Below are 22,329 nucleotides of genomic sequence, written 5' to 3'. Positions count from 1 at the left end.
GTACCATTACACATAAACCCTTTATTACCAATCAAAATTAAACAATTAAAACCTGTTTTAAAACAGTAGAAAGAGTGATTCACTTGTCATTTTTACGTCAACTGATTAATTACTTACAAACTTCCTTAATTCCAAATCGTCTGTTTTTACGTCTTCGTTTGGCAGATGTTTCCCTTTATTTTTGTGGATTAGCTTGGATTTCGCTTTGGACGACGATCATTGATTCCTTCTTTTTACAAAAAAGCATCCCGATCGTTGCTTGGTTCATCCTTCATTTCATCTTTATCGCAATTGCTGTATTACTTTACGTGTTGTTCATGGCGTATCTAACGAAGGGATTCGTTCGATTGTTACTTCCCCGTCCGTGGGCATATCGCCAAACGTTTCCTTATACGGTTGCAACGAATCTCTGGTCCTTCCCACTTGGTATGCTTCTATACCAACTCGATTATCCTCGCTTCGGAATCGGGGTGCTCGTAATTGGACACTTCGTCTACACATTAGTGCCATTATGGATTGCCCGTTCCTCAAAGCCACGCGCTTCACGTAAACCCCAATGAGTATTAAAATCAGGCGTCCGACGGATTGACGGACGCCCTTCTTTCATTAAACAATTGTAAATGTTCAATTTTCGTTCTTGTTTCTCGATTTTTAGGGAATAGTTCGATATGATAGAAAAGGTAAACATAAACAATATGGCGGTATGCCACAAAAGGAGATTTTCGATATGCCGAAAATGGTCCATCGCTCTAAGACTCGTCCCGTTCGTGTAGGGGACCTTGTCATTGGTGGAAATAATGAAGTCATCATCCAAAGTATGACGACAACTAAAACACACGACGTCGAAGCGACAGTCGCTGAAATCCTACGTCTTGAAGAAGCTGGTTGCCAAATCGTCCGCGTCGCTTGTCCGGAAGAACGTGATGCGCTCGCACTTGCAGAAATCAAAAGCCGAATCAACATTCCGCTTGTCGTAGACATCCACTTCAACTATAAACTTGCGCTTATGGCAATCGAAGCTGGCGTCGATAAAATCCGGATCAACCCGGGTAACATCGGTCGTCGCGAAAAGGTCGAAGCCGTCGTGACAGCAGCAAAAGCGAAAAACATCCCAATTCGTATTGGGGTAAACGCTGGTTCACTTGAAAAGCATATTCTTGAAAAATATGGCTATCCAACTGCTCGTGGTATGGTCGAAAGTGCTTTGCACCATATTAAGATCCTCGAAGACCTTGACTTCCATGACATCATCGTCTCGCTTAAAGCATCAGACGTACAGTTGGCGCTTGAAGCGTATCAACTCGCTTCTGAATCGTTCGACTACCCACTTCACGTCGGGATTACGGAATCCGGTCCACTTCGTTCTGGTTCATTAAAATCAGCAGCTGGACTTGGCGCGATTTTGTCACGCGGAATCGGAAACACAGTTCGTGTATCTCTCTCAGCGGACCCTGTCGAAGAAGTAAAGGTTGCAAAAGAAGTCTTGAAGTCATTCGGTCTCGCGGCGAACGCGGCGACATTGATCTCATGTCCTACATGTGGTCGGATCGAAATCGATTTGATGTCGATTGCCGCAGAAATCGAAGACTATATCGAAAACATCCAAGCGAACATCAAAGTCGCGGTTCTCGGATGTGCGGTCAACGGCCCTGGTGAAGCACGTGAAGCTGATATCGGTATCGCTGGTGCACGCAACGAAGGATTGTTGTTCCGTCACGGAGAAATCATCCGTAAAGTACCGGAAGCAACGATGGTCGAAGAATTGAAGAAAGAGATTGATGCGATCGTTCTCGAAAAACAGGCTGAAAAAGAAGCCGAAAAAGCGAACCACGCATAAGTTAAAGACTCCTCCCTCGCGAGGAGTCTTTTTTCGTATCTCGATTTCGACTATGTTATACTAAGTGAAGAAAAATTTTTAGAACGTGGGTGACTGTAAATGAAAATTGGAATCGACATCGATGGAACGATCACACATCCATCCTCTTGCTTCACTTACATGAATAAATATCTCGGAACGTCGATCGACTTCGACCAGGCGTCCGAGTATGAATTGCATACGTATACCAATATGAATCAAATCGAATTTTGGGACTACATGGTGAACTCTGGTCATGAGACCGGGATCTATCGTGAATCTATTCCTCAAGAACACGTCCGCCACCACTTATGGAATTTGCGGAAGCAATATGATCTCCATTACGTGACAGCACGATCGGAGCTCGTTCGTCCCGTAACAGAAGAGTGGATCAAACAACACGAACTTCCTCTTGATTCCTTGATCATGACGGGATCACACGACAAAGTACAAGTCGTCCGTGATTTATCACTCGATTTATTCATGGAAGACCGATTAGAGAATGCTGTGCAGATCGCAGAAGACACATCTATTCCTGTCATCTTGTTCGACGCACCTTATAACCGTAAAGCCGTACCGAATAATGTCATTCGTGTCGCTTCATGGAATGAGGCCGTTCAAGAGATTCAAAAATTTGCACCAATTCGTTAAAACAGCCGATTAGGCTGTTTTTTCCATTTTTATGTCATTACATGACTTGATATCGTACAATGACTATAGGATTGAAACTTTGATATAGGAAGGGCTTCATGATGCTTGCAACAGTGAATATCTTTTTTATGAATATTTGTATTATTTTTTTCGTTTCTACGTTCACCTTTTACTTACTTCGTGATCGTTTGCCAATTCAACCTGACTCTAAAATGTCTACTCGTCTCTATTTCGGACTGTCCAATGGTATAACTGGCATTCTACTTATGCATCATGCAATCGACTTAAATGGAGCATTGATTGATTTACGGTTATTACCTCTCGCTTTGTCTGCCTTGTTCGGTGGTAATATCAGTATTGCCGTGACAGGGCTGATGCTCTTGATTTATCGATTCGTGATTGATAGTGGAGATTCACTAAGCGCTCTGTTTAGTTCTGTCATCACACTACTTGGATTTCTAGTACTTTCTTTTATTTGTCGTCGATTCATCAAACGGCAAGGTTACTTCTTTTCTGCCATCGTCACGGTCGGTTCCCTACTCGTACTCTCGCGATTGATTATGAGTAACTCTCCAGCGGATGCCTGGGGAACGATTTATATTCCATATTTCATTTTAACGATTGGTGGAGCCTTTTTGTTTTATCGTTTGTCTTCACTTCTTCAGCAGCATTTTGTTCTTTATTCTTATCAATCCTACCTTGCTTCGACCGATCAATTGACGCGCCTCGCGAATCGCCATGTCATTTTAGAAAAAGTCACGGCGCTCGAAAAAAGTAAAGATTCTTGGGGCGTTATCTTGTTTGATTTGGATCACTTTAAGAATATAAACGATACACACGGTCATGCTGTCGGAGACGCTGTCTTGCGCCACTTTTCGATCTTATTGAACGAGCATTGTCCGGCACCGGTTACGGTCGGTCGATATGGTGGTGAAGAATTCATCGTCATCGTTCCAGACATTGAACTGCATTCTCCTGTCGTCCTAGCTGAAACAATCGTAACAGCCGTTCAGCAAACACCATTCGTCATGCAAGATCATGCCGTATCCATTACGGTGTCTGCAGGTATTGCTTACGCTCATCAACAACCAACTGAAACAGTATTTAAGCAAGCGGATAGCGCTTTATACGAAGCCAAAGCGCAAGGACGAAATCAGTATCGCCTGTATCGATCGGAATGAATACTAAAAAGCCACTTCTCCTCCGAGCGATTCGGACTGAAGTGGCTTTTGTTGGTCAACGGACCGTTCCTTCATTTGTTTTTTGCAGGAGACATATGATTTCTTCAAGTGGTACCGGTTTAGCAAAGAAATAACCTTGGAATAGATGAATGCCGATTTCCTTGGCAATACGTACTTCTTCTCCTGTCTCTACGCCCTCAACGATACATTCGACATGCATCGATTGACTCAATTGGAAAATTGACTCGAGGATGGATTGTCGTTTCTCCGATTCGCCGATTTGTTCGATGAATTGCTTCGGAATCTTTAATTGACGTAATGGCAATAAGCGTTCTAGGACGTGATATGAGGCATGTCCGGTTCCGAAATCATCAAGCGAAACCGGGAAATCGAGCGTTTTGATACGCTTAAGCGCTCGATGAATCGACTGACTCTCAAAATCAAGCGACTGACTTTCTGTGATCTCGATCTTAATTTGTTGCGGCTTTAATGCATACTTGAGTAGTGTTCGTTCAATGAATGGCATGAATGCCTCACTCGTCAACTGGCGTGGTGATACGTTGACCGACAGCGTAAACTCATCCGGAACCAGACCAATTAATGCTTTACGCGTCTTACACCCTTCCTCAAAGATCCACTCTCCTAAACGAATGATCAAGTCACTTTTTTCAGCAATCGGAATGAACACGGATGGTCGATCAGCTCCCTGCAATGGGGTCTTCCATCGAACCAATGCCTCAAGACCAATGAATTGCTCTGATTGGACATCATACTGCAATTGATAGACGAGATGAAAATCCGTTTCAATATTAGCCTGCGCTAGCGATTGTGCTGCTTTGACTCGCAATTCTTGATCCTTACGCCAGGCTTGGTCAATGCACATCACACGTTCATTTTGTTGCGCGGCTTCTTGTAACGCAGTCAATAACTGCTGTACCCGACGCTTCCGATTGTCCGTTGCCCCTTCTCCATTATCGATGACGATGGATATGTTGACGTAGACATGATGCCCCTCGATTTCGTATGGTACGGAGATTGCTTGACTCAATTCTTCCATCGCTTCCTTACATGCCACCTCGTCCGGCTTTTCCATGACGATCAATAATGTTCCTGCTTCAATCCGAGCAAACGCTTGGTAAGGAGGTAGTTGTCTCTTGAGTCGCTCGATACAGGCACGTAGTACTTGTGACTGAATATCTTCTCCGAAATACCGCGCCAACTCATAGTAGTTTTCTAAATGAATTCCGACGAAAATGAGCTGTTGTTCGGGTCTTGGAAAATCAATTTCGTTTAACCCTTGGCGATTCAAGACACCTGTTTCCTCATCACGTCGCGCTGTATCGTGTAATTGTATCGCAAGGTCATTTAACCGATTTAAATTACGGATATGCAAGTGATTGATGACAAGCGCAATCGATACGCTAATCACAATCATGCCAATCCGTCCATAATGGTCCGTCGGATCAATTTCTACCGTCACGGTATCGGCATTCCACATGACATACAAACTAGTTGCGACAGCAACCATGATGGCGTACCACATCATGATGCGTTGATACGAGATTAAAGCGATCATCAAAAACAAAAAGCAACTTGCCCAAACGGTAACTGCCGCGTAAGGTAAAAAGCTAATCGATGTAATCGGAACGACGAGCAACATCAAGGACAATAAGTGCGTTTGCAAAACGATTCCCATCTTGCGACGGCTAATATAAAAAATAAATAGACCCATGACGATTAAAAATGAAATGATGACAGAACGACTCAAATACGCATTCTTAATTGTCTCTTCTGTCGTCGTATAAATGATCAAAGCTCCAACGAACATCATGAATAAGGCAAAATTCCCGATCCACCATTGTTGTTTCCGAACGATATCCTCCATGCTTTTCCCCCTCCTTTCTGTCAGATTTTCCGTATAAAGGTTTCGACATCGCTTGATGATACTCCTGTTAAATGGAATGTGTCAATTCCTTCCTAAAAAGAAAAGTCTTCCCTCATACGTATCGTGGAAGACTTTCTTTCAAATTGATGTTTTTATAGTTCGACTCTACCTAACTCCTCGATGACATCCGTTGCTAGCAAGCTACTCGGATGTAAGCGTCGTTCAACTTGCCGAGAAGCACGTGCATACCACTCTGCTCCTTGCGCTAATGTTCTTTCGATGTCGCCTGTTGGATGTTGTGCAAGAAGGCTGGTTAATATGCCAAACAGAGTATCCCCACTTCCTCCTTTGGCGAGACCACTTGATGCACCAGAGATGACGAATCCGCCTCCATCCGGTTTCGCGATTAAGATGACATGGGACTTCAAGACGACAGTCACTTGATGCAAGATGGCATAGTCAGTTGCCTGACCAAAAAGATCATCTTGAATACTTACGACACTCTGGTTCGTCATCCGGGCGAATTCACCGATATGCGGTGTGACGATGATTGGTGCGGTTCGTTCTGGATAACTTTCTTTTACTAGAGCTGCAGCATCTAATACAACCGGCACATCACTCTCAAGTAGATGGTCCACCCATGTTTCGACTGCCTCTTGCGATAATCCAGGACCGATTCCAACTGCTGAGATGGAGGGGAGCATCTCCTGAATTGCTGGTAACGTCTGATCAATGACCATCGCTTCCGGCGCTTGGACGATGATTCCATGTTTCGCAAGTGCCGTCGTCGCAACTTGTAGTTTACCGACTCCTGTTCGTAAGGCTGCCCGTGTCGCGAGTTGGATGGAGCCCGGCATCGTCTCACTTCCACCAATCAATAGCGCCGTCCCGTACGTTCCTTTATGCCCGTATGGCTCCCGCTTGAATAAGGCGGTCACATCCTTAGGTGATACGCGCCATTCACCAAAAGTCGGTAATCCGATATCAATTGTTTCTGATTCGCCATAAAACGGGGCTGTTCGTGTTAAAAAGACAGATCGTTTCATTGCATGCAATTGGAATGTCACGTCTGCGCGAATCGCTGTCTCCTTAAATTCCGTTGCATGATCTGTCGGTACTCCGCTCGGAACATCTACTGCATAGATACGTGCCCCTTGTCGCTTTTGTTCCGATACGAATTCACACTGCGCTTCGAACACTTGATTCATCCGCTTTGGATCAAATCCCGTTCCATATAAGGCATCTAGAATGACATCATATTGACCACACGGTTGTTCGGTCACGAGTCCAAACGCTTCTGCATAATGGACATGAACGATAGATGTATCCGAACGATTCTCTCCAAATGGTGCATGTAGTGTGACATCAAATCCGTCGCGTATCAATTCGCGTCCAATGACATACCCATCCCCACCGTTATTGCCTGTCCCACATAAAATCAAGATTCGCTCCGTCTTCCTATGACGCTCTTTGATACGTGTTGCGATGTGACTTCCAGCTCGTTCCATCAGCACTTCAAGTGGCAGTCCGGATGTCCGTGCCCACTCATCGATTTGTCGCGCTTCTTGTGTATCATAAATCATCTTCTCATCACCTCTGTTCGACTATTCCCGTTTTGAACAGGACTAGTCTTTTAAAACGCAAAAAGAGGACGCCCGACCGGGCATCCTCTTTCATTTAAGATGTCATGCGTTGACAATTCGCACAGCGTCCATAAATTTCGAACTTATGATCCTCGACTTCAAAGCCAGTCTCTTGGACCGGAGAAACCCATTCCATCGGACAGACATTCAATGTTTCCGTCTTGCCGCAGATTCGGCATATCAAATGATGATGATGGTGTCCTGAAGCACAAGCTGCTCGGTATTTCATCTCACCGTCTAATTCCGTCACTTCTAATAAGTCGATTTCCGAAAAGTCATTCAAGTTTCGATAGATTGTATCATAACTTAACGAAGGATGAGACGTTCGAAGAGCTTCTGCTACTTCCCGCGCACTGACATAACGATTCACTTCAAACAGATACGATAGCAAATCGAGACGCTTCGGTGTCATTTTAAACCCGGAAGCCTTCATGCGTTCACGCGCTTGTTCGATGTTCGTCTTCATGTGTTTTCCCTCCTATCCAAAAACGTTCCAACAGCATCACGATGATCAGCTCAAGTACCGCAAGCAAGACGATCATTCCGCCGGGTGCCAAATCGAACTGATAGGCCAGGATGAGCCCAAGTACTGTCGCAACTTCACCAAATATGATGGCTAAAAAGATCGTCGCCTTAAAACTTTTCGCAATTCGAAGTGCTGCCGCAACCGGTAACGTGATTAAGCTTGAGACAAGCAAAATCCCAACGATTCGCATACTGATCGCAATGACAAGCGCAACGACGATCATAAAGAGAATATGCACTAAGCGAAGGCGAATCCCGGAAACGCGCGCCTGCTCCTCGTCAAAGGAGAGGAACAACAATTCCTTATAAAAAGCAAAGACGAAGATGACGACGACGACCGTCACGATAAGAATCGTGTACACATCCGTCAAGGCGACAGCCGAGACCGTTCCAAACAAGAAGGAGACGAGATCCATTGAAAAGCCGTTCGCGAGACTGATAAATGTTGCTCCAAGCCCCATCCCTGTCGCCATGATGATTGGGATTGCGAGTTCTTGGAAATGCTTGTATTTCGCACGCAACCAATCGATCGTCAGTGCCGCGATGACCGCCGTCACGATTCCTAAATATAGTGGATTCAAGTCCGCTAATTGTGCGACCATTCCAGAAATCAAGAGACTGAGCGCAATTCCGGCAAGGGTGACGTGTGATAGTGCATCTGCGATTAGACTCATCCGCCGGACGACGACGAACGAACCGATCAATGGTGCCGTGAATCCGATCAGAATGGCAGCCACTAAAGCGTACTGTAAAAACTTTAACGTCATGAACGCTTCAATCATTGGACACTCTTCCCTTCATGAACGAGAACACGTCCCGGAACCGGATAGAGGGAGCGGATCGTCTGTTCATCTAGTTCCCAGTATTCCTTGATGCCACAGTTACACCCTAAACGTCCATCGACCAGATGAATCACATCCGTGACAAGTTTACTGACGAAGTGAATATCATGCGTGACAAGAACGAATGTCCGGCGCTTATCTCGACGAAGTTCTTCTAAGATCTCATAAAATTCTTTCACGTATCGCTGATCGACACCAACGGTTGGTTCATCCAAGATCATTAAATCAGGATCGTTGACGAGCGCACGTGCGATGAAAACACGTTGTTGTTGACCACCGGATAGGTCGCCGACTTTTGAATCGCGTCGCTCCCACATTCCGACCGTTTCGAGGGCCGTTCGTACTTTGTCTCGATCGTCGCGAGATAAGCGACGAAAGAGTCCTTTTTTGGCGTACAGTCCCATCTCAACGACTTCTGCGACAGTCACCGGAAAACCGGAGTTGAACGCTGCCGCTTTTTGCGAAACATAGCTAATCCGCCACCATTCATTGAATTGTGATTGGGATTGTCCAAATAAACGAATCGTTCCTTTCGGTTGCAATAACCCTAATATACATTTGATCAGCGTCGATTTTCCGGATCCATTTTCCCCGACAATGGCTAAAAATTGTCCTTGCTCGACCTGAAACGAGACTTGATTCAACACCCGACGATCTGGGTAATCATAGCTGACTTGATCAATCTCGATGATTGGTGTTTCCATTTATTTTCACTCCTTCCGTTTTCGTAAAACGGAATAATTACGCCTTAATCAACTGTCTTATTATAGCGCCCGCCAATTATTGGTGCAACTCTAGCAACTTCCTATCCTCCTTAGAAAACATTCAAGGTACAATAAAGAAAGAAGCTAGCTGTTTCCGGCTTGTTCAGAGAGGGAATTCTTTTAGTGCACGCATCGCAGAGAGGAGTCGGAGTCATTTGAAACAAGAACTTGCAGTCATCGATATCGGTTCCAACTCGATTCGTTATGTTATCTTCCATCCGATCGCTTCTGGTCGCTATATCGAGAAGATTAATATTAAAGTCGTCGCCCGATTATCTGCTCACATCAACGAGGATGGAGCACTCGATGATGAAGGCATCGCCTTACTCGAAGAAACTTTACATCGTTTTTATGAAGTTGGTGTCACCCATGAAGTCGAAGAAACGATCTGTGTCGCGACAGCAGCCATCCGTAATGCAACGAACCGAGATGCCATCGTTGAATCCGTTACAGAAAACACGCCTTTTTCCATTCAGGTTCTGACAGATGAACAAGAAGCATACTATGGCTATTTTGCCATCATCAATTCGACCTTCCTGACTGATGGCTTTTCTGTCGATATCGGTGGTGGTTCCATGGAAGTCACCTTGATTGAAAATCGCGAAATGGTGGCGTATCACAGCTTTCCATTTGGTGCCGTCACCTTGACACGGCAATTCGTTTCGGACGAGACACTAAGTGCCAGCGATAAGAAGAAATTGGTGAAATTCCTACGGGAACAATTCGAATCGGTTCCATGGCTGAGTGATAAAAAGCTTCCTTTAATTGGTGTCGGTGGTTCAGCCCGAAATTTCGTTCGGATCCATCAGTCGAATCAGGACTATCCCCTTCGAAGTGTTCACCAATATCAAATCAAAGCGAAAGAACTCGCGAAGATGGTCGACGATCTCGAAGGAAGGTCGGCGAAACAACTATCGAAAATCGAAGGACTCTCAAAAGATCGAATTGATATCTTCCTGCCGGCATTGATTGCGATTCAAGAGTTAGCCCATCACATCGAAGCGGAAGAATTCGTAATGAGTAATCTCGGTCTTCGCGAAGGTCTTGTTTACGAGTTCGATGTGCAGGACGAAGCATACCGTCGGATTGAAAACGTACGTGAGCAAAGTCTCTATCAGCTCGAAAGCGACTATAAGGTCAATCGAGATCGTGCGTCATATATTGGAACACTCGCCAAATCGATGTACCGGCAGCTCGTCACGCTCGACTTGATTTCAGAACGCGCGTCTGAGCTACGACTGCTCGATTCAGCAAGTCGCTTATTTTATTGTGGACAATACATTAATCCACATACACGATCGGACCAGACGTTCTACCTGTTGACGAATACCGAATTGAATGGCATGACGCACAAGGATCGCGTTGCTCTCTCGCTCGTCAGTTCCTATTCTTCTGCCAAACGGATGAACCAGCTTGCGAAACCTTTCAAGGACTGGTTTACGGAAAAATCGCTGGATCGCTTCGACCTACTTGGATCTCTCCTCAAATTAAGTCATGCGCTCGACGTGACGGAGCGAAAAGCTGTCGATCATTTGGAACTGTTCCTTGAAAAGGATCAACTCCAATTCGTCCTCGATACAGGGGATCATGATTATGGATTCGAAGTCGAAAAAGCGGAAAAACAAAAGAAACATCTGGAACGAATCATTGATTGTACGATTACCTTCGAAACGAAAGGAGATCTTCCTTCATGAAGCTCGACACACCTGAACATTTCAATAATCGTGAGCTCAGCTGGCTCCAGTTCAACAAACGTGTGCTGGATGAAGCGTTTGACACACGCAATCCGCTAATGGAACGTTTTAAGTTTCTCGGTATCTTTAGTTCCAATCTAGACGAGTTCTATATGGTACGAGTCGGTGGTTTAAAGGATGAAGTACTCGCCGGGTTCAATAAACCAGAAAATAAACAACAGATGACACCCAAACAACAGTTACGTGCGATCGCAGCGAAAACAAAAGAGTTAGTCGATCGGCAATACGAAGCATTTCAAGCAATCAATCAGACGTTATCCGATGAAGGCATTACATTCTTGAAATACGACGCTCTGACTTCGGAACAAACGACCTATGTAAAATCCTTTTTCCGTGAACAAGTCTTTCCGGTACTCACGCCCGTTGCCGTCGATGCCTATCGTCCGTTCCCGATGCTCTCGTCAAAGTCACTCAACATTGCGACGGTGCTTGAGGCAGAAGACGGGACAAAACGAAATTTGGCGCTCGTACAAGTACCTGCTGTCTTGCCACGATTCGTCGATTTACCGGTAGAAGATGACGAGACGACGGCTGTCATCTTACTCGAAGACGTCATCATCGCCTTCATCGATAGTCTATTCAAAGGTTATCGTGTGTTGTCTGCCATGCCGTTTCGAATTACGCGTAATGCCGACCTTCCGTTTCATGAGGAAGGTACCCATGATTTATTAAAGCTGATTGAGAAAGAATTAAAAAAACGGCGTTGGGGAGTCGCCATTCGACTCGAAGTTCAAAAAGCTGCCATCAATACCGAACTGCTCAACATGTTACGCGATGTACTGGATTTACAGGAACGCGACATCTTTGCCGTGGATGGTCCGATTGATTTGACGTTCTCCTTTGCCTTCTACAGTCAAATCGGTATTGAATATGATCATTTGATTTATCAGACGATCATGCCGGTCGACCCACCAGCACTCGATAGTTCAAAAAATCTGTTTAATCAATTGCTGGAACGCGACTATCTCTTGCATCATCCGTATCATACGTTTGATCCTATCGTCCGGTTCATCGTCCAAGCGGCGAATGATCCGAACGTCCTTGCCATCAAACAAACGCTTTATCGCGTATCTGGTGATTCTCCGATCATCAAGGCCTTGAAAACGGCCGCCGAAAACGGGAAACAGGTCACCGTCCTCGTTGAACTTAAGGCTCGATTTGACGAGGCGAAGAACATTGAATGGGCGAAGCAACTAGAAAAGGTCGGCGCCCATGTCATTTACGGATATAGTGATTTAAAGACCCACTCGAAGATCACGCTCGTCGTCCGACTCCACGAAGGCAAGATTCAGCGTTTCGTCCATCTTGGTACTGGCAATTATAATGATTCGACCGCGAAGTTATATACGGATGTCGGATTGCTGACGGCTCGGGAAGAAATCGCCGAAGATGCGACGAACTTCTTCAATTGGTTATCCGGGTACGGGGAACAGCCGGAATGGAACGTCATCCAAACTTCACCAAATGCAATGCTTGAGAAGTTCCTGTCATTGATTGATGAAGAGATTCATCATCATAAAAAACACGGAAACGGTCGAATCGTTGCCAAGATGAATAGTTTAACGGAAAAAGACATCATTTTACGGCTCTACAAGGCATCGCGTGCCGGTGTCCAAGTCGAACTCATCGTTCGGGGCGTCTGTTGTCTGCGTCCTGGCATTCCAGATGTTTCGGAGAACATTCGCGTCATCTCGATCGTCGATCGTTACTTGGAGCATTCACGCATCTTCTACTTCCATCACAACGGACAGGATTTGATGTATGGGTCAAGCGCTGACTGGATGACGCGTAACATGCGAAAACGGATTGAAATCTTGTTCCCGATCATGGACGAAGAACATAAAGAGTATTTAAAGGATTGTCTCGCCCTCGCCCTTGCTGATAATGTGAAGTCGCGTGAACAGGCAGCCGATGGATCCTATCATTACGTCAAAGACGGAAAACAGAGCTGTGAATCCCAGTTACTGATTCAAGACTATACGAGTGGGAAACTAAAACAAAAACCTAGTTTTACAACTCCATTGACACAAAAGTGGATCACGATTGAAAAGAAAGATGACAAAGTCATTCTTGATCAAAATGCCACCTGACGTTTAATACGTACTTTACCTCAAAGGCTGATTTACAGCAGAAAGGACGAAATGTATGCTTCAGCAAATCTTATTATCCCTTCTCGCAGGTGTCATCTGCGGCGTCGTGTTCACCGCATTAAAACTACCGATTCCTGCTCCACCCGTTTTCCCAGCCGTCGTCGGAATCTTTGGTGTCTTCCTTGGGATGAAAATTTATCTATTTTTAGTAGAACGTTTTTTCTAATCTAAATGAAAACAGTTCTCTTTGCTGCCAGCGCAGAAAAGAGAACTGTTTTTTTGATTCTTTTTAAGATTTTAATGATTGAATGATTAGTCGTGCGAGCTCTGATTGAATAAAAAAAACCTTTTACTCACTTTCTTCCGTTGCCGCTGCCGTATCCACGGCATGAAGCATCTGTTGATGTAACCATCGATGACAGGTCGGGCAAACAGTCTGATATCCTTCTGGTGTCAAATGCCATTCAAGTAACGACTGCCTAGACTCCTCACAATGCATACATTGACGCGCGACTTGTTCCAGATGATTTCGCTCCTTGAAGCGCTCGATTCGACGTTGTTTAGATTGTTCGAGTGTCAGCACATCGGTTTCGAAATACCCATACTGCCATGAATCAAGCAGACGTGTGCGAAAAACACCTTCGACTGGTCCGGTTTTGATCCCAAGTTGAACGAGTGGTCGTCCAAGTAACGGATGACGTAAATCCACACTGATGAGATCAAGACACACGTACGCCCCTTCCGAATCGTCAGCAGCCGTCAACCAAAAAGGATCTTCTGGACGTGTCGTATACTCGGTGAACAAGGCTTCAGCATACGCAATGATACCATCAGTCGTCGCAAGAAACACTTCTTCTCCCTCTGCCAGTTCTGCCGGCAAATAAAATGGTTCCTTTGTTTCATAATAGTGGACAACAGCTTGTCGTATCGCAAAACTAGTCTCATCAACGACGAGTATATGACACATCACAGACACCCCTTTATGAGTTATTCGACCGGCGCTCCTAGAATCGGTAGACGCCAGTCTACATCAAACGCACCCGAACGTAACATATCGATTTCTTGTTTATACGGTGCCACTTTTTTCTTTGGATCGAGACCGATGTATGGCGTCTCTAAGATTTTCGGTAAATGTGCCAGGGCAGGATGATGCACGACACGATGTAAGGCATCAAATCCAATCTCACCGAAACCAATATTTTCATGACGGTCCTTTCTAGCACCACGGATATTCTTGGAGTCATTCACATGAATGACACCAAGACGATCCAGTCCGACGATTCGATCGAATTGTTCAAGAACACCATCTAAGTCATGTACGATATCGTATCCCGCATCATGCACGTGACATGTATCGAGACAGACGGACAGACGATCATGATGTGTGACGCCTTCGATGATTTGAGCAAGTTCCTCGAAGGTTTTTCCGATTTCCGATCCTTTTCCAGCCATCGTCTCAAGCGCGATCTTGACCTGTTCGTCACCTGTCAGTACTTCATTGAGTCCTTCGACGATCCGCTTGATTCCGACCTCTTCTCCAGCACCGACGTGCGCACCAGGATGTAATACGATGTGTTGCGCCTTTTCAAGCGCTTCTGCTCGTTTAATTTCTGCAGCTAAAAACGAAACGGCGAGTTCGAATGTCTCGGGTTTCGTCGTATTCCCCAAGTTGATGATATACGGCGCATGCACGACGATTTCCTCTATTCCATTAGCACTCATATGTTGCAATGCTTCTTGAATCCGTAACTCTTCCATCGGCTTACGGCGTGTATTTTGAGGTGCTCCTGTATAGACCATCATTGTCGTTGCACCATAAGATGCCGCTTCCTCACTTGCACCTAACAGCATTTTTTTCCCCGAAACGGAGACGTGTGAACCTATTTTCATGTTCTTTTCCACCTTTCTCTTTTTACAGTGTACCAAATCTTGAAAACGACAAGACACCCGAAAAATGTTTTTTCATTTCACGGGTGTCATCAATGGAGTTATTTTGATTTGCGTGCGTTTTCTTTACGTTGCGCGCGACCGACACCACGTTGTTCTTTGATGCGTTCACGTTTTGCTGTTTCTTTCAGCTTGTATTGATGTTTCTTCTTATAACCTGGTTTAACACGTTTTTTCGCTTTTGCTGCTTCACCCGAAAGGCGACTATGCGCTGTCTTCGAGACGGCAGTCTTCATGTGCGGCTTCGCACGGCGACGTTCTTTGACTTCGACGATTTGACTACCTTTGACATCGACGTTCGTGAATTGAATGCCACGGTCCTCTAAGCGATTGATCATACCGTTCTCGTGATCTTCAAACAATGTGTACGCCAATCCATCTTGATCGACACGACCTGTCCGACCTACACGGTGGATGTAGAAGTCTAAATCTTTTGGAATACCATGGTTGATGACGTGCGAGACACCTGAAATATCAATTCCACGTGCAGCAAGATCCGTCACGATGACGTATTGATACTTCGCATCGTTGATTTCTTTGATGGCTTGCTTACGACGACGAGCCGGAAGGTCTCCGTGAAGAGAACCAACGTTCAATCCTGCTTCTAAGAACAAAGCTTCGACTTCGATTGCTTCTGCTTTTGTATTCGTAAAGATCAAACAGATATACGGATTCAACGCTTTCGCGACTTTCAACGTCAATTGCGAGCGCTCACGGTGCTTTACCGGAATCGTATGGTGAACGATTTTCTTCGCTGTCTGTTGTTTTGGATCCACATGCGCATAACGCGGGTTATTCATATATTTTTTCAAGAACGGTTGCAATTTCTCAGGAATCGTTGCTGAGAAGACCATCATCTGAAGCTGTTCTGGAAGAGCTTGCGCAATCCGGTCAACTTCTGGCAAGAAGCCCATGTCGAGCATTTGATCCGCTTCATCGATGATATAATGCTTCACGAAATGTGGCTTCAATGCTTGTTCCTTGAATAAATCTAGAATACGTCCCGGTGTTCCGATGACGATTTGTGGTGAGACTTTCACACGACCGATTTGACGTTCGCGATCCATTCCACCTGTAATGAGACTCGTCTTGATGAAGTCTGGTTCCTTCACGAGTAACGATTTCAGTTCTTCATGAATTTGCCAAGCAAGTTCGCGCGTTGGAGCAACGATGATCGCTTGTAATTCTTGAAGCTTTGGATCGACGTTTTGAACGATCGGAAGAAGGAACGATAACGTTTTTCCTGTGCCGGTTTGTGATTGACCGATGATATCGCGTCCCTTTACTGCAGCGGGGATGATCCGCGACTGAATGTCGGTCGGTTTTGTGATGCGGGCGTCATCGAGTGCTTCGATGACGAACGGGTGTAATTGATAATGGCTGAATCCATTCATGAATTGACACCGTCCTTTCCTTATTTGCTGAGGCTTCTGCCTCTCGATTAGTTCAACATGGTTATGGGTCTACTACCGTCATACAGATAGGAGTACGTATAAAAACGAGTTGGAATCTTTTTGTTTTTCGTATGAAGCTTCAATGCACTGAAGGCGACTTTCATCATCTCATCAGCACTCTGGACGACCGTCGCATCCATCGATTTCATGTCAACAGCTTCTAATATAGCACGATTCCCGTCTATGCCGACAATTATTTTTCCTTTGATGCCTGCTTTTTTCAATGCTTCGAGGACACCTAGCGCGATATCGTCATTGTGACAATAGACGGCATCAAACGGAATTCCCGACTCAATCACCTGCGTCATGACCTGTTCTGAAGTGACGGGATCGTAATCTCCATTCACGGATTCGACGATTTGAAGTTTCGCCTCACGCTCAAGACCAGTCAAAAATCCCCGGTGTCGTTCATTCGTCGTGTTGACGTTTGCCGTACCTGCGACTTCAATGATATTAGCGGTGGCTCGTCCCGTCTGCTTGATGCGTTCATGTTTGATGAACGAGGCAAGTTGTTCCCCGATCAATTGGTTATTCGAGGTGATCGAACTGACGACTGCTTCGGAGCGAATCAATCGATCGATCGCGAAGACCGGAATCCCAGCACGGGCTGCCTCTTCTAACGTACTAGCGATATAGACATCATCCAGCGTCGTCACGAAGATTGCATCCACCTTCATTCGAATGAACTCTTGAATCTGCTCACGTTCATTGATGCGTGAGTTATGAGACGTCGCGACGACTGCTTCATATTTATTCAGTTTGGCTTGTGTCTTGAACGCATCGACAAGTCGTTGCGCAAATTCATGTTTATCATTGACGATCGTGAAGCCGACGAGATGACGACGTGGACTCGGATCCGGATTGACGAATAAATTGGAAATGAACAAAACGGATGAAATCCAAACAATTAGGACGAATAACCAGGCCTTATTGAATTTCATTCCGTTTGCTCCTTTCGAGGTAAGTGGACTTGAATCGTCGTACCGACCCCTGGCTTACTATCAAAGATCATCTTTCCTTTATGATCACGAACGATTTGTTTCGACATGAAAAGTCCAAGTCCATTGCCATCGACTTTTGATGTCTTAAACGCTTGACCGACATGATCAATTTGATTTCCATCCATCCCTACCCCATTATCCTGAACAATGAATACGACTTCTTCTGGATAAACGTGGACATGCAGATGACAGATTCCATCCGGTCCTTTAAACGCGACAGCTTGAAGAGCATTACGGACACAGTTTGCTAAAATCTGCAAAATCCCCTCTTCCGATGCATAAATCTTTGGCATGAAGGACGGTGTATAAATTTTGCAGTCCGCTTCGTAATGATGAGCTTCCGCTTCTAAGATATATGTCAGCTTCTTCATTAAATCATTCATATCGATCGTCGTTTTTTGAAGGGCATTGTTTTCGCCTTTCGATAAATCAAGCATCGTTTGAATCATGCCATTCGCTCGATCCAGTTCCGATAAGGCGAGAATCAGCATTTCTGGATCACGATCCTTTTCTGCTGCTAACAACTGTAACGTCATCTTGACTGGCGTTAGTGGATTGCGGATTTCGTGGGCAATTCCTGCTGCTAATTGACCCAATGAGGCTAGTTTTTCTTGATGTAACATCGTTTGTTGTTGACTCAACTGCTCAAGGCGCGCATTTTCCATCCGTTGAGCGTACTCGTTATAGGCTGCAACGAGTGTCTTGACTTCGTTTGATCCGGCACGCTCGAGAACAATCGGTTTGGGTGAGGTGCTTTTTTCGATTTTATGGACAAGTTCAAGCATCGGTGCCGTCAATTGTTTTGACATCAAATAGCCGACGATCAGACTGAGGACGAGCGTCAAGGCAGCGATGATCAAATACTGTTGTCGTGTCGTGTAGACCGGTTCATAAAAGACGCTTCGTGGCGTTCGAACGAGAATCTTCCAATCCGTCACCTTCAAATCTTTCGCAAAGTAATACATATCTTGGTTCGTACTAAAAATTTCGGAAGGTTCTACCGACTGAAAAGCACGATCAATGACACTTTTCGATAATAAGCGCTCTTCATCCGGTACCAGATTACTGGATGTGGCTAATAATTCTTTTTTGCTATTGAACAGGTAGGCGATCGTCTGATCGTCAAATGATTCAAGCGAATTCCGAAAGACGATCGAGTTCATGACACTTAATCCACCACCAAAGACACCGACGCGTTCATTGCCGTCTCGAACCGGAACGAACATATAGGTGACAGCATCTGATTCCATCGTATACAGCTTACTCATATGAAAGTCCGTACTCGTCAACGTTTGCAAGAATTCATCATCTTTCAGGATCGTACTGTTTTCTATACGTCGATCCTCACTTGAGAACCAAGTGACTTGCTTCGTCTGTCGATCAAAGTAGAAGAAACTCTTAAATCCTGTATCAATGTCTAATAGATTCGATTCTTCAATTTTTTGTTTCAGCTTTTCGGGGTTTTTGACATTCAACTGCAAGCTCATGATCTCTTCATGCAGATTCCCAATATTGTCGCGAATCGCATTTCCTGAGACCTCGACACTCTTCTCGCTTTGTTTCTCTGTTTGTTGCTCGACCCGGGAAATCGTGACCCGGTCCGCAGTGAAGGCAAGCGCTGAAATGACAAGACAAATCAGGATGAATAAGACAGCGGTGATTTGAAAAAAATACGACCGCATCATTTTCTTAGACTCCATCCCTTCGCCTCCCTTTTGAATAATTGACAACTTCATTAGTATAGCATGTTCTGTAGATGAAACAGACTCCTCTATTTTCATTCAGCTTCAATCAATGGTACACTCTAACTAATCATTCTTTTTCACAAAGGGAGAATCCATAACTATGCTAGTAAAAAAAATCAGCCCCCGCGGCTATTGTTACGGTGTCGTCGATGCAATGAAACTTGCACAACAAGCGGCATTGAATAAAGACTTGCCACGTCCGATCCATATTTTAGGAATGATCGTCCACAATGCTCACGTGACACGTGAGTTCGAAAATATGGGGGTCATCACTGTCGATGGTCCCGATCGCCTTGAAGCGTTAGAGACGATTCAAGAGGGCACTGTCATCTTTACTGCACACGGCATTTCACCTGCAGTTTATGCGCGTGCTGCTGAGAAGAACTTACACGTCGTCGATGCAACATGTCCTGACGTGACGCGTACGCACGATTTGATTCGACAAGTCGTCGCGGATGATTATGAAGTCATCTACGTCGGCAAACATGGACATCCGGAACCTGAAGGTGCAGTCGGTGTAGCACCAGAGCATGTGCACCTCATCGAAAAAGTCGAAGATATTGATGAACTTCCGCCTCAGCTTGCCCACAAAAAAATCATCGTCACGAATCAGACGACGATGAGCCAATGGGATGTCCAAGCTTTGATGGAACACGTTCGTAAAAAGTATCCGCATGTAGAAGTACACAATGAAATCTGTAACGCAACACAAGTCCGGCAAGAAGCGGTGGCTGATCAAGCAGGAGACTGCGATCTCGTCATCGTCGTCGGGGACCCGCGTTCGAACAACTCGAACCGTTTGGCACAAGTATCCTTCGATATCGCTGGCACTCCAGCGCATCGGATTGGTGATCTAACGGAACTTGACTTAACTTGGCTCGAAGGTGTCACGCAAGTTGGTGTCACATCAGGTGCATCAACGCCAACACCGATCACGAAAAAGGTCATCGATTTCCTACAACAATATGATCCTGCTGATATCAGTACGCATGACAAGACACCGTTCCTTGAATTACGACGCATCTTGCCTAAAGTCAAAGTACTTTAATCATTACAATCGATACAGCAAAACCGAGTCGCGATCGTCATTCGCGACTCGGTTTTTTTATTACTAAATACGACGGTAGCATCGACGGATTCCATTCGATTCATCATAAAAACTGAAACGGATTCGTATTCGCTGTTGAAATCAGCAGTTCGACGTCGATTTTTTTCTGTTCGAATCGACGCTTCAATTCGTTGACGACGCCTTCCTTCATGACCGACTCTACATGATGTCCTGGATCGACGACTGCTAGTCCAAGTGCCATCGCATCATGCGCAACATGAAAATAGAGATCGCCTGTCACAAGGACATCCGCTCCCGCAAATGCTGCAGTCGAGACGTACTTATTGCCGTCACCACCAAGGACCGCAACTTTTTGGATGTGGCGTGATTCGTCTCCTACGAAGCGTAAGTTTTGTACACCAAACGCATTGCGAACATGCTCTGCAAATTCACGCAACGTCATTGCTTCCGGCAACCGACCAATCCGCCCAAGACCAAGTGATGTTGCTGGACGTTCTTGACGAATGAGATCATAGGCGACTTCCTCATATGGATGAGCCTGTTTCATCGCTCGAATGACTTGTTTCTGATTCAGTTCCGTGACGATCGTCTCGATTCGGACTTCTGAAACGCGTTCGAGTCGCCCTGCTTCACCAATATACGGGGTAGCTTCCGTCAACGGTCGGAATTGACCCGTTCCATCGACGTGGAATTGACAATCACTATAGTCCCCTTCTTTTCCTGCTCCCGCTTGTGCAAGGGCTGTTGAAACGCGCTCTACAGCCTCAGTCGGTACGAAGACACTTAGTTTATATTGCGTGTTTTCAAACGTCGGTGCTAGTACTTCACAAGACTCAAGACCAAGCGCATCTGCCATCCAGTCATTGACCCCGCCTGGTGTCACGTCAAGGTTCGTATGCGCAGCATACACCGCAATATCGTGTTTGATACATTTTGTGACGATCCGTCCTGTTGCAGAACGATCCGTCACATTTGCTAACTTACTAAAAATCGGTGGATGATGCGCGATGATGAGATCGACCTTCTTTTCAATCGCTTCATCCACGACAGACTCCAAGACATCAAGTGTTACGAGAACACGTTTGACGTCCTTGTTCAATGTTCCGATTTGTAGACCAATCGGATCACCTTCGAGTGCGAATTTTTTCGGAGCAAATGCTTCAAACTGCTCAATGATATGGTTCCCATTCGCCATTAGTTTGTCACCTCTTCCATCTTTTGAATCAACCGTTCGATGGCTTCGATTTTTTCAGATAAAACCTCCGTTGCTTGTCCTTGTTTCATCTGAGCTAGGATATACTCCCGCTTTTGTTTTTCGATCTGCCATTTTTCGATGAATTCTGGTGCACGTTCCCGCATTAACTGTGGTCCAAAGAACAATTCCCACTGACGTGTTGTTTCGTCCTCTGAGTACAGTGTTTCATCTCCACGTTCTGCAACAAGAATTTCATAGATCTTCCCGTTCTCCTCGACGATGGCTTCAGACAATAACGCATATGAATTCGTCAACAACCACTTCCGGACATCGACTGCATCGACATTCGGTTGAAGAATCAAGCGTTCCGCTCCCGACAACCGATCTTTCCCTTCTTCAAGGATTGAGGCAATCAGAGTTCCTCCCATTCCCGCAATCGTGATCGCCGTTGCTTCGCCCGGCTTTAAAACCGATAGACCACTTCCAAGGCGAACATCGATTTGGGACTCGAGCCCAACCAGTGCAACTTGTCCTTTTGCTGCTTCCATCGGTCCTTCGTTTACCTCTCCCGCAATCGCGCGTTCGATTTTATGTTGCTGGATACAAAAACATGGTACGAATGCATGATCTGATCCAATATCTGCGAGGATTGCTCCTTGTGGAATATACGACACGACTTTTTGGAGTCGTTGATCCAATACGACGTTCATTTGCATCATCTTCATCCT

Annotated in this window: 20 protein-coding genes; 8 read left to right on the top strand and 12 right to left on the bottom strand. The window is 45.3% G+C overall.

Annotated elements, in window-relative coordinates:
- Positions 1–74 precede the first annotated feature (74 nt).
- From ESP131_RS06895 to ESP131_RS06880, 4 genes are all read left to right on the top strand, one after another.
- Complete coding sequence (locus ESP131_RS06895) at positions 75–560, top strand: hypothetical protein (RefSeq protein WP_034785923.1); 486 nt, start codon at positions 75–77, stop codon at positions 558–560.
- Between the two features lie 167 nt (positions 561–727).
- Positions 728–1,837 (top strand): flavodoxin-dependent (E)-4-hydroxy-3-methylbut-2-enyl-diphosphate synthase, encoded by a 1,110-nt coding sequence (gene ispG, locus ESP131_RS06890; protein WP_023467533.1) that lies wholly within the window; start codon positions 728–730, stop codon positions 1,835–1,837.
- Between the two features lie 99 nt (positions 1,838–1,936).
- Positions 1,937–2,506, top strand: coding sequence for a 5' nucleotidase, NT5C type (locus ESP131_RS06885; protein WP_029341055.1), 570 nt, complete (start codon positions 1,937–1,939; stop codon positions 2,504–2,506).
- A gap of 98 nt (positions 2,507–2,604) precedes the next feature.
- The gene (locus ESP131_RS06880; RefSeq protein WP_069940383.1) at positions 2,605–3,687 is read left to right on the top strand and encodes a GGDEF domain-containing protein; all 1,083 of its coding nucleotides are present in this window, start codon (positions 2,605–2,607) and stop codon (positions 3,685–3,687) included.
- A gap of 55 nt (positions 3,688–3,742) precedes the next feature.
- Here the strand turns inward: ESP131_RS06880 and ESP131_RS06875 are convergent, their stop codons facing one another.
- The 5 genes from ESP131_RS06875 to ESP131_RS06855 form a co-directional block, all read right to left on the bottom strand.
- Positions 3,743–5,572, bottom strand: a complete 1,830-nt coding sequence (locus ESP131_RS06875; RefSeq protein ID WP_029341053.1) for a GGDEF domain-containing phosphodiesterase — start codon at positions 5,570–5,572, stop codon at positions 3,743–3,745.
- 152 nt (positions 5,573–5,724) lie between these two features.
- Entirely contained in the window at positions 5,725–7,155 is a 1,431-nt protein-coding gene (locus ESP131_RS06870; protein WP_069940382.1) for a bifunctional ADP-dependent NAD(P)H-hydrate dehydratase/NAD(P)H-hydrate epimerase, read from the bottom strand.
- Between the two features lie 94 nt (positions 7,156–7,249).
- Positions 7,250–7,681 (bottom strand): Fur family transcriptional regulator, encoded by a 432-nt coding sequence (locus ESP131_RS06865; RefSeq protein ID WP_023467528.1) that lies wholly within the window; start codon positions 7,679–7,681, stop codon positions 7,250–7,252.
- The gene (locus ESP131_RS06860) at positions 7,653–8,522 is read right to left on the bottom strand and encodes a metal ABC transporter permease (RefSeq protein WP_029341050.1); all 870 of its coding nucleotides are present in this window, start codon (positions 8,520–8,522) and stop codon (positions 7,653–7,655) included. The genes ESP131_RS06865 and ESP131_RS06860 overlap by 29 nt, the downstream gene beginning before the upstream one ends.
- On the bottom strand, positions 8,519–9,286 hold the full coding sequence (locus tag ESP131_RS06855; protein ID WP_023467526.1) for a metal ABC transporter ATP-binding protein: 768 nt from the start codon (positions 9,284–9,286) through the stop codon (positions 8,519–8,521). Before ESP131_RS06855 ends, ESP131_RS06860 begins: the two co-directional genes overlap by 4 nt.
- Positions 9,287–9,501: 215 nt before the next feature.
- Between ESP131_RS06855 and ESP131_RS06850 the strand changes: the two genes are divergently transcribed.
- The 3 genes from ESP131_RS06850 to ESP131_RS06840 are packed head-to-tail and all read left to right on the top strand — an operon-like array spanning position 9,502 to position 13,416.
- Positions 9,502–11,040, top strand: a complete 1,539-nt coding sequence (locus tag ESP131_RS06850) for a Ppx/GppA family phosphatase (protein WP_029341049.1) — start codon at positions 9,502–9,504, stop codon at positions 11,038–11,040.
- The gene (locus ESP131_RS06845; RefSeq protein WP_069940381.1) at positions 11,037–13,190 is read left to right on the top strand and encodes an RNA degradosome polyphosphate kinase; all 2,154 of its coding nucleotides are present in this window, start codon (positions 11,037–11,039) and stop codon (positions 13,188–13,190) included. Before ESP131_RS06850 ends, ESP131_RS06845 begins: the two co-directional genes overlap by 4 nt.
- Positions 13,191–13,245: 55 nt before the next feature.
- Entirely contained in the window at positions 13,246–13,416 is a 171-nt protein-coding gene (locus ESP131_RS06840) for a XapX domain-containing protein (RefSeq protein WP_023467523.1), read from the top strand.
- A gap of 123 nt (positions 13,417–13,539) precedes the next feature.
- Here the strand turns inward: ESP131_RS06840 and ESP131_RS06835 are convergent, their stop codons facing one another.
- The 5 genes from ESP131_RS06835 to ESP131_RS06815 form a co-directional block, all read right to left on the bottom strand.
- Positions 13,540–14,157 carry a hypothetical protein gene (locus ESP131_RS06835; RefSeq protein ID WP_050678377.1) on the bottom strand — a complete coding sequence of 206 codons (618 nt, stop codon included), beginning with the start codon at positions 14,155–14,157 and terminating at the stop codon, positions 13,540–13,542.
- A 20-nt stretch (positions 14,158–14,177) separates the two neighbouring features.
- Positions 14,178–15,080, bottom strand: a complete 903-nt coding sequence (locus ESP131_RS06830; RefSeq protein WP_069940380.1) for a deoxyribonuclease IV — start codon at positions 15,078–15,080, stop codon at positions 14,178–14,180.
- 98 nt (positions 15,081–15,178) lie between these two features.
- Positions 15,179–16,531, bottom strand: coding sequence for a DEAD/DEAH box helicase (locus ESP131_RS06825; protein WP_069940379.1), 1,353 nt, complete (start codon positions 16,529–16,531; stop codon positions 15,179–15,181).
- A gap of 47 nt (positions 16,532–16,578) precedes the next feature.
- The gene (locus ESP131_RS06820; RefSeq protein WP_069940378.1) at positions 16,579–17,532 is read right to left on the bottom strand and encodes a sugar ABC transporter substrate-binding protein; all 954 of its coding nucleotides are present in this window, start codon (positions 17,530–17,532) and stop codon (positions 16,579–16,581) included.
- A complete protein-coding gene (locus tag ESP131_RS06815) occupies positions 17,529–19,292 on the bottom strand; it encodes a two-component system sensor histidine kinase NtrB (RefSeq protein WP_050678374.1) in 1,764 nt (587 codons plus the stop codon). The genes ESP131_RS06820 and ESP131_RS06815 overlap by 4 nt, the downstream gene beginning before the upstream one ends.
- Positions 19,293–19,437: 145 nt before the next feature.
- Between ESP131_RS06815 and ESP131_RS06810 the strand changes: the two genes are divergently transcribed.
- Entirely contained in the window at positions 19,438–20,385 is a 948-nt protein-coding gene (locus ESP131_RS06810) for a 4-hydroxy-3-methylbut-2-enyl diphosphate reductase (protein WP_029341043.1), read from the top strand.
- A gap of 103 nt (positions 20,386–20,488) precedes the next feature.
- Here ESP131_RS06810 and ESP131_RS06805 read toward each other — a convergent pair whose 3' ends face one another.
- Together ESP131_RS06805 and ESP131_RS06800 are read right to left on the bottom strand one after the other, a co-directional pair.
- The gene (locus tag ESP131_RS06805) at positions 20,489–21,601 is read right to left on the bottom strand and encodes a Nif3-like dinuclear metal center hexameric protein (RefSeq protein WP_069940377.1); all 1,113 of its coding nucleotides are present in this window, start codon (positions 21,599–21,601) and stop codon (positions 20,489–20,491) included.
- Positions 21,601–22,320 carry a tRNA (adenine(22)-N(1))-methyltransferase gene (locus tag ESP131_RS06800; RefSeq protein WP_328286309.1) on the bottom strand — a complete coding sequence of 240 codons (720 nt, stop codon included), beginning with the start codon at positions 22,318–22,320 and terminating at the stop codon, positions 21,601–21,603. Before ESP131_RS06800 ends, ESP131_RS06805 begins: the two co-directional genes overlap by 1 nt.
- Between the last annotated feature and the right edge of the window lie 9 nt (positions 22,321–22,329).

Origin of the sequence: Exiguobacterium sp. U13-1 (assembly GCF_001750115.1) — a bacterium.
GTDB classification, from domain to species: Bacteria; Bacillota; Bacilli; order Exiguobacteriales; family Exiguobacteriaceae; genus Exiguobacterium_A; species Exiguobacterium_A acetylicum.
The sequence above is the reverse complement of the archived record's forward strand: the minus strand, read 5'-3'. Positions and strand labels throughout refer to the sequence as shown.

Coding starts and splice junctions, on each gene's coding strand:
- ispG (WP_023467533.1), top strand. CDS start 728: ATGCCGAAAATGGTCCATCGCTCTAAGACTCGTCCCGTTCGTGTAGGG.
- ESP131_RS06885 (WP_029341055.1), top strand. CDS start 1,937: ATGAAAATTGGAATCGACATCGATGGAACGATCACACATCCATCCTCT.
- ESP131_RS06880 (WP_069940383.1), top strand. CDS start 2,605: ATGATGCTTGCAACAGTGAATATCTTTTTTATGAATATTTGTATTATT.
- ESP131_RS06875 (WP_029341053.1), bottom strand. CDS start 5,572: ATGGAGGATATCGTTCGGAAACAACAATGGTGGATCGGGAATTTTGCC.
- ESP131_RS06870 (WP_069940382.1), bottom strand. CDS start 7,155: ATGATTTATGATACACAAGAAGCGCGACAAATCGATGAGTGGGCACGG.
- ESP131_RS06865 (WP_023467528.1), bottom strand. CDS start 7,681: ATGAAGACGAACATCGAACAAGCGCGTGAACGCATGAAGGCTTCCGGG.
- ESP131_RS06860 (WP_029341050.1), bottom strand. CDS start 8,522: ATGATTGAAGCGTTCATGACGTTAAAGTTTTTACAGTACGCTTTAGTG.
- ESP131_RS06855 (WP_023467526.1), bottom strand. CDS start 9,286: ATGGAAACACCAATCATCGAGATTGATCAAGTCAGCTATGATTACCCA.
- ESP131_RS06845 (WP_069940381.1), top strand. CDS start 11,037: ATGAAGCTCGACACACCTGAACATTTCAATAATCGTGAGCTCAGCTGG.
- ESP131_RS06840 (WP_023467523.1), top strand. CDS start 13,246: ATGCTTCAGCAAATCTTATTATCCCTTCTCGCAGGTGTCATCTGCGGC.
- ESP131_RS06835 (WP_050678377.1), bottom strand. CDS start 14,157: ATGTGTCATATACTCGTCGTTGATGAGACTAGTTTTGCGATACGACAA.
- ESP131_RS06830 (WP_069940380.1), bottom strand. CDS start 15,080: ATGAAAATAGGTTCACACGTCTCCGTTTCGGGGAAAAAAATGCTGTTA.
- ESP131_RS06825 (WP_069940379.1), bottom strand. CDS start 16,531: ATGAATGGATTCAGCCATTATCAATTACACCCGTTCGTCATCGAAGCA.
- ESP131_RS06820 (WP_069940378.1), bottom strand. CDS start 17,532: ATGAAATTCAATAAGGCCTGGTTATTCGTCCTAATTGTTTGGATTTCA.
- ESP131_RS06815 (WP_050678374.1), bottom strand. CDS start 19,292: ATGGAGTCTAAGAAAATGATGCGGTCGTATTTTTTTCAAATCACCGCT.
- ESP131_RS06810 (WP_029341043.1), top strand. CDS start 19,438: ATGCTAGTAAAAAAAATCAGCCCCCGCGGCTATTGTTACGGTGTCGTC.
- ESP131_RS06805 (WP_069940377.1), bottom strand. CDS start 21,601: ATGGCGAATGGGAACCATATCATTGAGCAGTTTGAAGCATTTGCTCCG.
- ESP131_RS06800 (WP_328286309.1), bottom strand. CDS start 22,320: ATGATGCAAATGAACGTCGTATTGGATCAACGACTCCAAAAAGTCGTG.